The organism is Streptomyces sp. NPDC021080 (genome assembly GCF_044333225.1).
Taxonomy (GTDB): domain Bacteria; phylum Actinomycetota; class Actinomycetes; order Streptomycetales; family Streptomycetaceae; genus Streptomyces.
The window spans coordinates 76847-91511 of record NZ_JBIRQM010000019.1 but is presented as its reverse complement, the minus strand read 5'-3'; the positions used below and the strand labels follow the sequence as shown (position 1 = coordinate 91511).

Here is a 14665-nt window from a genome sequence, read left to right as displayed (position 1 = left end):
CGTGAGCCGTGAGCCGTGAGCCGTGAGCCGTGAGCCGTGAGCCGTGAGCCGTGAGCCGTGAGCCGTGAGCCGTGAGCCGTGAGCCGTGAGCCGTGAGCCGTGCGGCCCCGCTCCCGAGCGGTGAGCCGCGGGCCGTGCGGTCCCGGTGCCGATGCCGGCCGGGAGCCGCAGAGCCACCAGCCGCATGACGGGACGAAGCCGAACCGAGCGGCCCCGGCCCGGGACGTGGTCCTGACCGAGGCGGCCGCGGAGGTCCCGAGCCGGGCCGGCCGCGGGCCCGTGACGGCTACAGGTACAGCCCCGCGTCCGCGCTCTCGCGCTGGTCCGGGACCGAGGTCGGGGTCGTCCCGCGGCGCAGCGCGTACAGCTCCGCGAGGGTCGCGCCCTCGCGCGGGACGCCTTCCTCGGTGCCCAGCCAGCCCACCGCCTCCCGCCGGGTGAGCGGTCCGACCTCGATCCGGGCGAGGCAGCGGCCGGGGCGGACGACGGCGGGATGCAGGCGCTCCAGGTCCTCGTTGGTGGTGACGCCCACGAGGACGTTGCGGCCCTGGCCGAGCAGTCCGTCGGTGAGGTTGAGCAGCCGTGACAGGGCCTGGCCCGCGGTGTGCTTCGCCTCGCCGCGGATCAGTTCGTCGCAGTCCTCCAGCAGGAGAAGCCGCCAGCGGCCCTTGCCGCTGCCGTCCTCCTCGCCGATCGCGATGTCCATCAGATAGCCGACGTCGGAGAAGAGCCGCTCGGGGTCCAGCACGCAGTCCACCTGGCACCAGTCGCGCCAGGAACGGGCCAGCGTGCGCAGGGCGGAGGTCTTGCCGGTGCCGGGCGGGCCGTGGAGCAGCAGCAGCCGGCCCGCGATGTCCTCCGGGGTCGTCTTCATCAGGCGGTCCATGGCGTCCGCCACCGGCGCCGTGTAGTTGGGGCGGACCTCCTCCCAGGTGCCCGCCGAGATCTGCCGGGTCGTGCGGTGCGGTCCCCGGCGCGGAGAGACGTACCAGAAGCCCATGGTGACGTTCTCCGGCTGCGGTTCAGGCTCGTCCGCCGCCCCGTCCGTGGCCTGCTTCAGCACCTTCTCGGCCAGCTCGACGCTGGTCGCGGTCACCGTGACGTCGGCACCGCGGTTCCAGCGGGACACCAGCAGGGTCCAGCCGTCGCCCTCGGCGAGGGTGGCGCTGCGGTCGTCGTCGCGCGCGGAGCGCAGCACCCGGGCGCCCGGCGGGAGCAGAGTGGCCCCGGAGCGTACGCGGTCGATGTTCGCCGCGTGCGAGTGCGGCTGCTCGCCCGTCGCGAAGCGACCGAGGAACAGCGCGTCGACGACATCCGACGGCGAGTCGCTGTCGTCGACGTTGAGCCTGATCGGCAGAGCGTCGTGAGGGTTCGCAGACATGTCGCCATGATCTGTCACGCGGGCGCCCCGTGCACCCGGTTTCCGCGGTGCGTCGTGTGTGTCGTGCCCGGTCCCGCTCTTCCGGTGCATCCCGTCCGGCCGTCCTGTTCGGGGCCGTGGTGCGACGGGATCCGTCCCGCGCTCTCTCCTGCTGCCCGGACTCATGAGTCTGGAGGAGCAACTCCCTTTGAATGAAGGGAAGTTACGACTTCTCCGTGATCGGGGGTCGCATCGGCTCCCGCCGTTCTCGGCTGTGTGCCCCGGGAGTTGACGAGTCGCCCTGCCCTGTAATCCGGCTGTCGTTCGATCGTCATGGACATGTAACGACATATGTGATGAACAGGGGTGTATCCGCCGGTTGATACATAAGAGTCTTGGCATGGACACTTCCTGTCAACACGCGTAGCTGCTACCAAAGTTGTGGCAGAGATCCTGCTAAAGGGAGGTTCCATGAGACGTCCCAGATTTTCGGCATACATGACCTCACTCCTCCTGGCCGCCGGCCTCGCCCTCACCGGGGCAGCGGCGGCTCAGGCGCAAACCGCGGCGGCCACCGGCTATGTGGCCCTCGGTGACTCCTATTCCTCCGGTGTCGGCGCGGGCAGCTACATCAGCTCCAGCGGCTCCTGCGACCGCAGCACGAAGGCGTACCCCTATCTCTGGAACGCCGCCCATTCACCCTCGTCGTTCAACTTCACCGCCTGCTCGGGCGCTCGTACGGGTGATGTCACGGCGAATCAGCTCGGCCCGCTCAGCTCCTCCACGGGCCTCGTCTCCATCACCATCGGCGGCAACGACGCCGGCTTCTCGGACGTCATGACGACCTGCGTCCTGCAGTCCGAGAGCTCCTGCCTCTCCCGCATCGCCACGGCGAAGGCGTACGTCGACTCCACACTCCCCGGCAACCTCGACTCGGTCTACTCGGCGATCAGCGCCAAAGCCCCGGCCGCCCACGTGGTCGTCCTCGGCTACCCCCGCTTCTACAAGCTCAACGGCAGCTGCCTGACCGGACTCTCGGAGGCCGAACGGTCCGCCATCAACGGCGCGGCCGACTATCTGGACAGCGCGATCGCCGCCCGTGCCGCCGCCCACGGCTTCACGTTCGCCGACGTCAGGGGCAACTTCACCGGCCACGAGATCTGCTCCGGTGACGCCTGGCTGCACAGCCTGAACTGGCTGGACATCGGCGTGTCGTACCACCCGACCGCGACCGGCCACTCCGGCGGCTACCTGCCGGCCTTCTCCGGAGCCGTCTGACCTCCGGGCCCCACCCCGGAACCCTTCGAGAGAACACCCCTCCCGGCGGGGAGAAAGCCCGCCCCGCCGAGGGACACCGCCTGCCCGTCAGGGAGAGGCGGACACGGATGCGGAGGCCCCGTCCGTCGGGGTCTCCGTCACACACGTGATGGTGAACGGAACGGAGTCCGAGGTCACGCGCACCGGACTGCGCACCTCCACGCCGATCGAGTTGGCGAACTCCCCGCTCGTGTCGTACGTCGTCGCCACCACCGTCTTCTGCTGCGTCCGGCCGCCGCCCGCCGGGAACGACAGCGTCTTCCAGCTCGGATCGGTCACCTCGCCGGTGTGCGTCACCCAGCGGTACTCGACATCCACCGGAACACGGCCCACCGTGAACGTCGCCGTGAACGAGGGAGCCTGCGCGCCGGGCGGCGGACAGGTGCCCGTGTAGTGGGTGTTGTGGCCCGAGACCGTCACCCGGACGGACTGCGCGGGCGGTGCGGAGGTCGAACTCCCGCCCCCGGGAGCGCTGCTGGAGGGACTCGTGCCGCCGGTCGCGCCGGCCGTGGCGCTCTCGCTCTTGTGGCCCCCCGAGGCCGTGCCTCCGTCAGTGGTGCCGGTGCCCCCGCTGCTGCTGTTCCCCTGCCCGGTGTTCCCGTCGCCACCCTTGCCCTGGTTCAGCAGGGCGTACGTCAGCCCGCCGAGGGCGAGCGCCAGCGCGATCAGGCCCGCTACCAGGGCGACGGCCGCCCGGCGGTTGCGGCCGGGCTCCGCCGCGGGGGTGGCCGAGGGCACGGTCGCGGGAGGCGGACCGAACCCCTGGGGCGGTGTCGCGGAGGACGGCGCCGGGGGGCCGAACGCCCCGATCGTCGGCGCCTCGGAGGACCGGGCCGCGGTACCCATGGGACGCGTGGGCGCCGTACCGCCGCCCGCGACCGCGCGCAGTTCGTGCTCGGCCGCCTCGCCACTCGTCCGCTCGGCCGGTTCCTTGGCGAGCAGCCCCTCGATGACGGGGGCGAGCGGACCCGCACGACGCGGCGCCGGCAGCGGTTCGTCGACGATGGCCCTCAGGGTGCTCAGCGGAGTGGGCTGCCGGAAGGGCGAGTTGCCCTCGACCGCCGCGTACAGCAGCACCCCGAGCGACCACAGATCCGACTCGGGCCCGGGGGTGCGTCCGAGCGCCCGCTCCGGGGCGAGGAACTCGGGCGATCCGATGACCTCGCCCGTCATGGTCAGCGCGGAGGTGCCCTCGACCGTCGCGATGCCGAAGTCCGTCAGGACGACCCGTCCGTCGTTCGCCATCAGCACGTTGCCCGGTTTGACGTCCCGGTGCAGGACCCCCGCCTCGTGCGCGGCGCGCAGCGCGGCGAGCACCTCGGCGCCGATGTGGGCGGCTCGCTGCGGATCGAGCGGACCCTCGGCGTCCAGCAGGTCGGAGAGCGCGATGCCGCGGATCAGCTCCATCACGATCCAGGGCCGGCCGTCCTCCATGGCCACGTCGTAGACCGTCACGACATTGCGGTGGGAGACCCGGGCGGCCGCCCACGCCTCCCGCTCCAGCCGCGCGTACATCCGCTCGACCTCGGAATCGGGAAGTCCGGCCGGGGCGCGGACCTCCTTCACGGCGACCTCGCGCTGCAGTACTTCGTCGCGGGCGCGCCACACCGTGCCCATACCGCCTTCGCCCAAGGGCGAGAGCAGTCGGTAGCGCCCCGCGATCACACGTTCACTGCCCGGATCTTCGGACACGTGCGTCCCCCATTCGCTTCCGCGCGTTTTCTCCCCAAAAGTAGCTCAGCCGAGTACGGATGCCGCCCCCTTGAGCACCAATCCGGCCCCGAGTGCCACGACGATCAGCGCCGAGCCGAGCGGCGCGGTCCTGCGGACCAGCGTCACGAGGCGCCCCTCGGCCCAGTTCCGTCGTCCGGCCAGGGCGCGGTTCATGCCGCTGCCGAGCTTGACGACGGCGAAGCCGGCCGCCGTCAGCGTCAGAGCGAGCCCGACGCCGTACGCGAGCACCAGCAGAAGGCCGAACCACGCCTGCCCGAGCGCCGCGGCGCCCACGAGCACGACGACGGCCGAGGGACTGGGCACGAGCCCGCCGGCGAAGCCGAGCAGGATCGTTCCGCGGACGGTGGGGGCGATCTCGTGGGTGTGGGTGAAGCCGCCGTGGGTGTGTTCGAGGGTGGGGGAGTGGGAGGTGTCGGCAGAGCCGTGGTCGTGCCCGTGACTGTGGTCGTGCCCGTGGTCGTGGCTGTGTCCGTGATCGTGGTCGTGGTCGTGACTGTGGTCGTGCGGGTGCGGGTGCGGGTGCGGGTGCGGGTGGTCGTGGGTGTGGGGTCGGGGCACCGTCGCTGTCGCGGTGGGAGCGGCGGTCGTGACGGACGCGGTGGCGTGGGCCAGCACCAGGGGGCGCGCCGCGTCCGCGTGGGCGTGCTCGTGCTCGTGGTCGTGTGTGTGCGGGAGGACGGGCGGGTGTTCGTGGTCGTGCGGGTGGCCCGGTCCGTGGCCGTGGGCCGGGTCCGGGCCGTGCTCGTGCGCCTGCGCCTGCGCGTGGTCGTGTGCGTGAGCGGAGGCGTGGGCGTGGTCGTGCGGGTGACCCGTGTCCTTCGCGTGTCCGTGGTCGTGTGCGTGGTCGTGTGCGTGCCCATGGCCGTGCGCGTGATCGTGCCCGTGTGCGGAGGGCCGGTTGTGCCAGGCCCGGCGCAGGAGGGTGACACCCGCCCCGGTGACGAGGACGCCGCTGGACACGCCCAGCCAGGCGATCACGGAGGGGGCCGCCGCCGAGCCCGCCGTGACCAGCAGGCCGAGCGCGACGACTCCGAGCGTGTGCGTGACCGTCACGGAGGCGGCCAGGGGAAGCACGTCCTTGAACCGGGCCCGGCCCCCGCGCGCCGCCGCCGTCGCGGCCATCAGGGTCTTGCCGTGGCCGGGCGCGAGCGCGTGCATCGCTCCCAGGCCGACGGCGATGACCAGGGCCAGCGCGGCGAAGCCGAAGGTGAGGTGTTGACGGGCCACCAGGTTGTTCAGGGCCTGGGTCCAGCGGTCGGCGCCGCGCGGGAGCACGGAGGCGGCCGGGGCGTCGCGCCGCTCCTCGGCGAGAGCGGGGCCGCCGGGGCGGATCCGCAGCGAGGCGGTGGCCGTGTCGGCGGGCGAGGAGAGCAGGGCCTTGGGGTACTGGGTCAGCTCGGACGAGACGGACTTCCGCGGTACGTCCGAGGAGGTGAGCGTCATCCGGTCGCCACGGGCGGTGATCTCGCGCCAGCCGGGGCCGTGGTCGGCGCCCGCGCTGTGGAAGCCCACGGTGACCGTGCCCTTGCCGGAGAGGGGAGCCGTCAGCCGGCACTCCACGCGCAGGGTGTGGAGTCCCGCCTGTCCCGGCCGCAGGTGTGCCCGGCTCGTGCCCGCGGTGAGCGTCACCGCCCGCCCGTCCACCGTGACCCTGCTGCCGTGCGCGGCGGTCTCGCAGCGCTGCCGGGCCCAGTCGGTCATACCGAGACGTTTGATGTCCGGCTCCGCCTGGGTGGCGGGGATCTCGGCCAGGTCCTCGACGTGGTCGACGCGCAACTGCCCCGGGGCGGCGACGAGTCCGTCGTAGCGGTTGACGGTGAAGTTGCCCAGCGGATGCGCGCTGGCCGGCCCGGACGGGCCCAGCACGAGCGCGCAGGCCGCGGTGAGGACCGTCCCGCACAGGGCGAGGAACCGGGGCGCCCTCACTTCGCGGCCTCCAGCGCCTTACGGGCCTCGCGGGCGCCCAGCGGCGAGAAGCCCGGGTTCAGGTCCAGGGCCGCCTTCAGCGCGGTGCGGCCCTTGTCGGTGTGGCCGTTGGCGCGCTCGATGACGCCGAGGTGGTAGAGGAAGGACGCGTTGCGGTAGCCCGTCGCCGTGGCCTGACGCGCGTACGGCAGGGCCTCCGCGTCGCGGCCCGACACATGAAGGGCCCAGCCGAGCGCGTCCGCCGTGTGCACGGTGTGCCGGCGGGCCCACTCGGCGCGGGCCGCCGCCAGCGCGGCCTTGTGGTCGCCGTGGTCGGCGGCGGCCAGCGCGGTGTCGAGGTCCGCGTTGACGCCGTAGGCGTGGGCGAGGGAGATCCAGGCGTTCACCAGCGTGTACTGGTCGTGTGCCTTCCGCGCGTCGCCCGCCGCACCCCGGGCTTCGTACAACTCGCCCAGTTCGAGCAGGGGTTGGGGAAGCGGATAGCGCTGTACGACCTGCTCCATCCCCTTGATCGCCGCCGCGCGGTCACCCAGCGCCGCCTGTGTGCGGGCCCGGCCTTCGAGGGCGGGCAGGTAGTTGTCGTCGGCGGCGAGCGCTCGCGCGTAATAGGTGAGGGCGGAGTGGTAGTCGCCCTGGTTCCAGGCCAGTTGGCCGAGGGCGGACGTCACGTACGAGATGTCGCCGCGGCTGGTCGCCGTCGCGAGCGCCTGCTCCAGGACCCGGCGTGCGGTCTTCACGTCGCCGCGCAGCTCGTGGACGTAGGCGTACCGGGTGAAGACCGGGACGCCCGGCCGCCGGGAGTCCGCCAGGTCTGCCGCCTTCGACGCCTCGTCGTAGCGGCCGAGTTCGACGAGCGCGTCGATACGGGAGGACAGGGCGCGCTCGCTGTAGGGGTTCTGCTTCAGCGTGAGGTCCGCGTACTTCAGGGCGCCGGCGAAGTCGTGCCGGGCGGCCGCGAGGGCGGCTCGTCCGGCGAGCGCGGGATCGTAGTCGGGGCGCAGCTTCAAGGAGCGGGCGAGCGCTTCCTGAGCCTGCGGATAGCGGGAGGGGTCGCCCTTGGTGCGGGCCTGTTCGACATAGGCGAGCCCCAGTGTCGCCCAGCCGCCGAAGTCCTTGGGCTGGGTGCGGAGATGGGCCTGGAGGGAGAGGATGCTCGCGTCGAGGTCGCCGCTCGCGAGCAGTTGCGGTGACACGCCGTTGGACACGGCCGCGACGGCGGGAGTCGTGGCGCCGTCCCGAAGAGCGCCGAGCACCACCGCGCCCGCCGTCATGGCGACGGCCAACGCGGCGGCGCAGAAGCCGAGTTGAGCGGCCCGCCAGCGGCGCTGCGACTGCGACAGACGGCGCACGGCGGCCACCTGCCGGTCGGTCCCGTCCGCGACGCCCTCGCCGGACGGGTCATCGGCCGTGCCCGGCGCGGAGGAGGCTTCGGCGCTGTCGTCGGCGGGTGTCGCCTTCGAGGCGCCCGCCCCGCCCACCGGCACCTCGGTGTCCTCGTCCACGACGGTGTCGCGGGTCCGGGTGCCCGTGCCGGGCGCGGTGGGCGTGGTCGCCGTGCCGGCCGTGATGTTCTCGGCCGGCGTGGCCTCCGCGGTCCCCGCGTCGGGTGCGGTCCCCGCAGTGCTCGCGTCGGGCGTGACCTCCGCGATGTTCTCGGTGGGCGCGGTGTTCTCGGTGGGCGTGGCCCCCACGGTGTTCTCGGTGGGCGTGGCCTTCTCGGCGTCCGGCGCCGCGTTGTCGTTCGTACGCGGGGACATGCCCTCTCCTCAAAGTCCTTGGCGAAACGGTCGTCGTGGGGGTGGGGCGGCGCGGCCCGCACCGTGGGGGTTGAACTGCGTGCGGGCCGCGCCAGTCGGTGAGCCGGGTCAGTAGGCCCGGTTGTACATCCGTCGGCGCCACCACAGCAGACCGGTGCCGATGAGCAGGATGCCGGCGGCGCCCGCCGCGGCGGAGCCCGCGATCAGCATGGTGTCGGTCCCGCCGCCGGAGTTCGTGCCGGCGGGCTGCAGCGCGTCGCCGAGCTGGCTGCGGACGTCGGTCCCGCTGGTCGTGCCCTTGGCGAGCGCGCCGCGCGAACCGGAGGTCGGCTCGGCGACGTACGGGAAGGACTTCTCGAAGCCCTTGTCGTTCTTGTCGACCGCGTCGCCCAAGTCGTTCTTGGAACCGACCAGTTCACCCTCGACGACCTGGAGCGAGGCGTCGATCACGTCGTCGGTGAGGCGGCGTCCGTTCGGGAAGCCCGCGTTGTCGCCGTCGAGGACACCGAGCCGCTTGGGGTGCATGGACGGCTTGATCGAGGTGTTGAGGCGCAGTTCCTCCGCCGGACGCACGTGCGGCGGCTGGTTGAGACCCTTCACGCCCTTCAGGAACACGTCGACCAGGTCGTTGCGGGGCTCGGCCGGGGCCTTGATCTTGTAGATCCCCTCGATGAGCTTCGGGAGCTCGGGGTTGGTCACGTTCTTCAGGAACTGGGCGTCGTCCCAGGGCGCGGACGCGTTGAACTTGTCCTTGTCCTTCTGCGGGTTGACGACCTCGTTGACCAGCGGCATGCCGAGGCGCGAGACCTGGCGGTACTGGCCGCGGGCGTCCCTGCGCTGCGTGGTGGACCAGATGCCGACGATCGGCTGGCCCTCCGACTCACGGATCATGTCGTTCGGGACCTGCAGGGCTATGGAGTTGACGTTGTAGCCCTTGAGGGTGTCCCGCCCGACCTCGGTCAGGTTCCCGCCGTACAGCAGGTCGAAGACGCGCAGGTCCAGGAAGAACGGGTCGTCCGCCTGGCCGGCGAACGTCGTCGAGCCGCCGGCCAGCTTGGAGATCGCGTGGTGGCGCAGCTTCGCGTAGTCCGGCATCGACGCCTTGCCGACGTTGGACGGAGCGACCGGGACGTCGTCCGCGATCTTGGTCTTCGACACCAGCCGCTGGTTGTGCAGCCGCAGCAGATCGATGTCGTACGTCTGCGTGATGTTGAGGTCCGGGTCGTCGAGGCTGGTGACCGGACCCGTGTTGTAGAGGAAGGTGTTGCCGTTCTTGCGGTGCGTCTTGAAGGTGTAGCGGTAGATCAACTCGCCCTGGGCGTCACCGTTGTTGTCGATGTGGATGTCGTACTGGGCGTCGTCGGCGAACGTGTAGAAGTTCGGACCGCCGGCGGGCTCCTCGAAGGGGATCCAGTTCGCCACGATCGTCGTCGTGTCGGGCTTGTCCGGGCTGACGAACGCGTACACGTCCGTGTTGTCGTACTGGGGAGTGCCCGAGATCAGCGGGGCCTCCCGGTGGCTGGAGGCGGAGGCCGCCCCCGGCGCCAGCGCCGTCGCACCGGCGGCCGCGAGCCCCCCGGCAGCCAGCGCACCGCATACGAGGGTCGTGAGAGTCCTGCGTCCCACGCCGCTCCTGGAGATAGGTGTCATGCCGTCCGTCCTCTGTCCAACTTGCCTGACGCACGCCATTCGGAGCGGTCGCCGGGGTGGATTGGTCGAATCCCAAACGTCTTTACGGCGGTTGCCTCGGCTTGTTTCATCGACGGGCCGGATTCTTCGCCGACGGGCTTCCGGGCCGGCCGGCGCGAGACGCGTGGCGCCGCCGGTCACGGACAGGGACGGAGCAGCCCGGCGCACGCGAACCGTTCGGTGACGGACAGGCGAGTCGACCAACGGCGGACACACGAATCGTTCGGCTGCGGACAGGCGAACTGATCAGATGCGGACACGCGTTTTCGGTCCGCTGATCCGTACCCCATCCGTAGACAGGTTCGCTGCGAACACGTAAGGGAAGGGACGGACGGTGCACGGCCGGAGAGGGGGACGGGTGGAGGCTGACGAACTACTGGTACTGGTGGCCGGAGGCGACCAGAAGGCGTTCGAGGAGCTGTACGGACTGGTGTCCGGGCCGGTGTTCGGACTGGTGCGCCGCGTGGTGCGCGACCCGGCGCAGTCCGAGGAGGTGTCGCAGGAGGTCCTGCTCGAACTCTGGCGCTCCGCACCGCGTTTCGACCCCGGACGCGGCAGCGCCCTGTCGTGGGTCCTCACCCTCGCGCACCGCCGTGCCGTCGACCGGGTGCGCAGCGCCCGCGCGGCCACCGAACGCGAGCAGCGCGAGGGGCAGCGCAACCACCACCCCGCCTTCGACCAGGTGGCCGAGGAGGTCGAGGCCGGGCTCGAACGCGAGTGGGTCCGCCGCTGCCTCGACCGGCTCACCGCCCTGCAGCGGCAGTCCGTCACCCTCGCCTACTACGACGGCTACACCTACCGCGAAGTCGCCGAGCGGCTCTCCCTGCCCCTCGGTACCGTCAAGACCCGTATGCGCGACGGGCTCACCCGCCTGCGTGAATGCCTGGGAGGAGTCGCGTGAACGTCCACGACCGCCTGCCGGGCACCGATCCGCACGGAAGAGAGGGAGGTGCCGCATGAGCGTCCTCGACCGACTGCTGGGCCGCGATCTGCACTCCCTCGCCGCCCCCTACGCCCTCGACGCGCTGGAGCGCGACGAACGGCGCCGCTTCGAACGCCACCTGAAAGGCTGTGACCGCTGTGCCGAGGAGGTACGGGCGTTGACCGAGGACGCCGTACGGCTCGCCTGGTCCACGGCGGCGGCCCCGCCGGCCGCGCTGCGCGAGCGGGTGCTGACCGCCGTACGGACGACACCCCAGGAGCAGGCCTCCGTACGGATGACACCTCAGGAACGAGCCGCCCGGGACCTGCCCGGCGTGCGGGCGGCCCGTCAGCCCGCGCGGGACCGTGCCCCCCGGCTCCGCCCGCTGTTCGCCCCGCTCGCCACCGCCACAGCCGCCGCGGCCCTCGTCGTCGCCGCGCTGTTCGCGGTCCAGGCGACCCAGACGCGCGACCGACTGGACCAGGAGCGCGCCCAGGCGCGTGAGATCGCCCACGTTCTCGCGGCACCCGACGCGCGGGCGACCGGTGAACGGGACGCGCGGGGCCACGGAATCGGAGTAGTGGCCTCCGCGTCCGAGCGGCGGGCCGTCGTGACGCTGAGCGGACTCGGCACGCCCTCCGGTGGACGCGTTCATCAGCTGTGGCTCATGCGCCCCAACGAGAAACCGCGTTCCCTCGGTCTGTTCGACGGCGACACGCCCCTCGTCGCCGGCGGGCTGAACAAGAACGCGACGTCACTCGCAGTGACGGTCGAGCCCCGCGGGGGCTCGGAGCAGCCCACTACCTCGCCGGTTGTCCAACTCGCCCTGGAAACGGTTGGATTCGGAGAGTAACCGTCAACCCCCTTATGGGGAAGGTGAATCCTTTGTCCGAGATACACACGCGCCGCGAGGGGGCGATAGGGTTAGTCTGCCCGGGCCGGGTGGACTTGTACGGGTGGGGAGTGACATGGAACAGATAACAGTGCGCAGCAGGGCGCGTGTCCCTGCGATCACGTGCGGGAGCAGCGCGACCAGTTCGCGCCTCGACCGACATCTCGCGGTGCTCGGTGGCCCTGCCATACCGCAGCGCGAGACGGTCGAGGCGACGTCACTGATGCGTGAGCTCACGACCCGTGACCACGCGCACGACAGCGGCTCCAGGGTCGCGCGCGTGCGGCGGGTCTCGCTGTTCGCGCCGCTCAGGCGGCTGCGCCGCTCGCTGTTCGGCGACCGCTGACCGGCTGTCGGCACCGGCCTTCTCGACCCGCGCTCCGGCGACTCCACCGAACCGGCACACCGCTGCCCTTCCGCGTCCGTCATCCCCACGGCGGGCAGCGGTGCCGGTGACCACCACGTCCGGAGCGCGGGTCACCACCGTCACCGAGCCGTGAGGCTCAGCGCACCACCCCGTCCCGCCGCAGCTCGGCGACGTCCGCGTCCGTCATGCCCAGCGCCCGCAACACCACCCCTGTGTGCTCACCGAGCCGCGGGACGGATCCCATGCGCGCCTCCTCCCCGCCCGGCAGCGTGATCGGAGGCAGCAGCGCCCGTAGCGGCCCCACCGGCGATCCCACGTCCCGCCATCGGTTCCTGGCCGCGAGCTGCGGATGCTCCGCCACCTCCGTGACGTCCCGCAGCCGTGCGCAGGCGATGCCGGCGGCCTCCAGGCGGGTCACCGCCTCGTCGGCGCCGAGCGCCCCCAGCGCCTTCGCCACCAGCGCGTCCACGCGCTCCCGGTTGTCCACCCGCGCCGCGTTCGTCGCGAAGCGCGGATCGTCCGCCGCCCCGGGCCGCCCCAGCACCTGCTGGGCGAGCCGCCGCCACTCCCGGTCGTTCTGCACCGACAGGAGCACGTGCCCGCCGTCAGCCGTCGAATAGACGTCGTAGGGCACGATGACGCCGTGGGCGAGGCCCGTGCGTGCCGGCGGGGTCCCGCCGTGCATCGCGTGGTGCAGCGGATGCCCCATCCACTCCGCGAGCGCGTCCAGCATCGACACCTCGACCGGGCCCCCGCGTCCGGTCGTGCCGCGCCGCACCAGCGCCGCGAGGACCCCCGAGAACGCGTACATGGCCGCCGCGATGTCCGCCGCCGGGATGCCCGCCTTCACCGGCTGCCCGGGCGTCCCGGTCACCGACACGAGCCCCGCCTCGCACTGGACGAGCATGTCGTACGCGCGTTTGCCGGCGAAGGGACCCGACGGCCCGTATCCCGAGATGTCCACCGCGATCAGCCGCGGATGTCCGGCGCACAGCGTCGCCGCGTCCAGGCCGAGCCGGGCCGCCGCCCCCTGGGCGAGGTTCTGCACGAACACGTCCGCCTCCGCGACGAGCCGGCGTACGACGTCGAGCCCGCGCGGGTCCTTCAGGTCGACGGCGACGGACTCCTTGCCCCGGTTGCACCACACGAAATGCGAGGCCAGGCCCCGGGCCGCGGTGTCGTAGCCGCGGGCGAAGTCCCCGCCGTCGGTCCGCTCGACCTTGACGACCCGCGCACCGAGATCGGCGAGCTGGCGGGTCGCGAAGGGCGCGGCGACGGCTTGCTCGACGGCGACGACGGTGATGCCTTCGAGGGGCAGGGGCTCCGGCTGCATGCGATGGATCATGACCTGGGCGCGGCACCTTTGTCATCAGGCGTCCGCCCCCTGATCCGGCGCTCGGCGCGCTCCGCCGGCGTACCGGCGGACCGCGAGCGGCAGGAGGGACGGTGGTCGGTCCGACGTACCGGGAGAGGCGTCCCGGCCTCCTAGATCAGCGCGAACTGTCCCTCGGGGCCCTCTTCGCGGTGGTCGAGCACCGATGCCGGGCGGCGTGCCGTGGCCGGGACCGGGAGCACGCCGGCCGTGCGCAGTTCCGTCCGGGTGATCGGGGAGCGCGGCTCCAACGCGGCCTGCAGCGGCCGCAGTTCCGCGAGCAGCGCGAGCACCGTGACGAGTTCGAGGAGTTCGGAGGTCCACGTCTGCGGCCAGCCGGCGGGGCCGATCGCCTCCAGGGTGCCCGGCTCCCCGGGTTCGGTCCGCACGGCGAACCACTGCTCCAGCACCCGCACTCCGCCGACCTCGAAGTCCCAGGCCTCGGGCGGCACGGGTGAGATCCTGCCCGCGCCGAGGTGCAGCGACTCCTCGGCGCGGTCGTAGTACGGGTCGGTGATCAGGGGGCCCGAAGCCGGCCGGGCCCCCTGGGGCGGCGTGGACAGCGGGGCGCGCACGTAGGGCCGTCGGCCGCCGGGGAGTTTGGGCCGCTCACCGTCGCGCCGCATCAGCCGCAGCATCCGCCGGCCCAACTCGACTCCGGACGACCACACTTCGGGGTCTGCGGTGAGCGGGACCAGACAGCCGTCCCGGCCGTGCCGCGCGACCGCCACCGTCCAGGCGAGGACGTCGGCGGGGGCGGGCGCGTGGCCGAGGCGGGAGCCCAGATGCTCCAACAGGCCCGGCGCCAGGTTCGGTTCACGACCGCCGGGCCGCCGGTAGAGGGGACGCACCCGCCCGCCGCGCCCGGCGCTCAGCGGCAGCACGGACGCGGCCAGCAGGGCCGGTCCCGACGACTCGGGCACCGGGGTCTGCTCGACCGCGAACACCTGCTCCTCGCCCGCCACCCGCCACAGCTCGGGACGGGCGGAGTCGATCAGCCGGTGATCGGGAATCAGCCACTGCTCGTCGAAGGGGGCGCTCAGCACGCGCACCGGCGCCGGGCAGGGGTCCGACGCCCGCGCGAGGCGTCCCGTCCCACTGGACTGGCCCGGCAGCTGGGCGACCGCGGAGCGCGTCGTGCGCGCCCGCGTCGGCCCGAACAGCGTCTCGCGGTCCGCCCCTTCGGCCCGTACGAGGGCGTCCCAGCGGGCCTTCAGGGAGGCCGCGTCGGGGGCCGTCGGCCACCTCCGGCCCAGCCTCGGCGGTGCGACGGACCACGGCATGAGGTCCGCGAGCAGCGGAGCGGCATCGGGCGTCACGCCCGGCATC

At 72.5% G+C, this 14665-nt stretch carries 11 protein-coding genes; 4 read left to right on the top strand and 7 right to left on the bottom strand.

Features of this window, described 5'->3' with window-relative positions:
* Positions 1-286 precede the first annotated feature (286 nt).
* Entirely contained in the window at positions 287-1381 is a 1095-nt protein-coding gene (locus ACH4S8_RS36670; protein ID WP_398402055.1) for a DUF5925 domain-containing protein, read from the bottom strand.
* A 450-nt stretch (positions 1382-1831) separates the two neighbouring features.
* On the opposite strand from ACH4S8_RS36670, the gene ACH4S8_RS36665 reads away from it, so the two are divergent.
* The gene (locus ACH4S8_RS36665) at positions 1832-2638 is read left to right on the top strand and encodes an SGNH/GDSL hydrolase family protein (protein ID WP_398402053.1); all 807 of its coding nucleotides are present in this window, start codon (positions 1832-1834) and stop codon (positions 2636-2638) included.
* Between the two features lie 87 nt (positions 2639-2725).
* Here the strand turns inward: ACH4S8_RS36665 and ACH4S8_RS36660 are convergent, their stop codons facing one another.
* The 4 genes from ACH4S8_RS36660 to ACH4S8_RS36645 all read right to left on the bottom strand — a co-directional run bounded on the left by ACH4S8_RS36660 (position 2726) and on the right by ACH4S8_RS36645 (position 9744).
* Positions 2726-4369 carry a serine/threonine-protein kinase gene (locus tag ACH4S8_RS36660; protein WP_398402051.1) on the bottom strand — a complete coding sequence of 548 codons (1644 nt, stop codon included), beginning with the start codon at positions 4367-4369 and terminating at the stop codon, positions 2726-2728.
* A gap of 45 nt (positions 4370-4414) precedes the next feature.
* Positions 4415-6337 (bottom strand): sulfite exporter TauE/SafE family protein, encoded by a 1923-nt coding sequence (locus tag ACH4S8_RS36655; protein WP_398402049.1) that lies wholly within the window; start codon positions 6335-6337, stop codon positions 4415-4417.
* Entirely contained in the window at positions 6334-8094 is a 1761-nt protein-coding gene (locus tag ACH4S8_RS36650; protein WP_398402047.1) for a tetratricopeptide repeat protein, read from the bottom strand. Before ACH4S8_RS36650 ends, ACH4S8_RS36655 begins: the two co-directional genes overlap by 4 nt.
* Positions 8095-8202: 108 nt before the next feature.
* Positions 8203-9744 carry a DUF4331 domain-containing protein gene (locus ACH4S8_RS36645; protein WP_398402045.1) on the bottom strand — a complete coding sequence of 514 codons (1542 nt, stop codon included), beginning with the start codon at positions 9742-9744 and terminating at the stop codon, positions 8203-8205.
* A 397-nt stretch (positions 9745-10141) separates the two neighbouring features.
* Here ACH4S8_RS36645 and ACH4S8_RS36640 point away from each other — a divergent pair, with 397 nt between their 5' ends.
* The 3 genes from ACH4S8_RS36640 to ACH4S8_RS36630 all read left to right on the top strand — a co-directional run bounded on the left by ACH4S8_RS36640 (position 10142) and on the right by ACH4S8_RS36630 (position 11943).
* Positions 10142-10684 carry a sigma-70 family RNA polymerase sigma factor gene (locus ACH4S8_RS36640; protein WP_398402043.1) on the top strand — a complete coding sequence of 181 codons (543 nt, stop codon included), beginning with the start codon at positions 10142-10144 and terminating at the stop codon, positions 10682-10684.
* Between the two features lie 55 nt (positions 10685-10739).
* On the top strand, positions 10740-11558 hold the full coding sequence (locus ACH4S8_RS36635; RefSeq protein ID WP_398402041.1) for an anti-sigma factor: 819 nt from the start codon (positions 10740-10742) through the stop codon (positions 11556-11558).
* 115 nt (positions 11559-11673) lie between these two features.
* Positions 11674-11943 carry a hypothetical protein gene (locus tag ACH4S8_RS36630; RefSeq protein WP_398402039.1) on the top strand — a complete coding sequence of 90 codons (270 nt, stop codon included), beginning with the start codon at positions 11674-11676 and terminating at the stop codon, positions 11941-11943.
* Positions 11944-12100: 157 nt separating this feature from the next.
* On the opposite strand, the gene ACH4S8_RS36625 is transcribed toward ACH4S8_RS36630, so the two are convergent.
* Both ACH4S8_RS36625 and ACH4S8_RS36620 read right to left on the bottom strand, forming a co-directional pair.
* A complete protein-coding gene (locus ACH4S8_RS36625) occupies positions 12101-13309 on the bottom strand; it encodes a CaiB/BaiF CoA transferase family protein (protein WP_398402037.1) in 1209 nt (402 codons plus the stop codon).
* 140 nt (positions 13310-13449) lie between these two features.
* Complete coding sequence (locus ACH4S8_RS36620; RefSeq protein ID WP_398402229.1) at positions 13450-14664, bottom strand: type ISP restriction/modification enzyme; 1215 nt, start codon at positions 14662-14664, stop codon at positions 13450-13452.
* Position 14665: the final 1 nt, after the last annotated feature.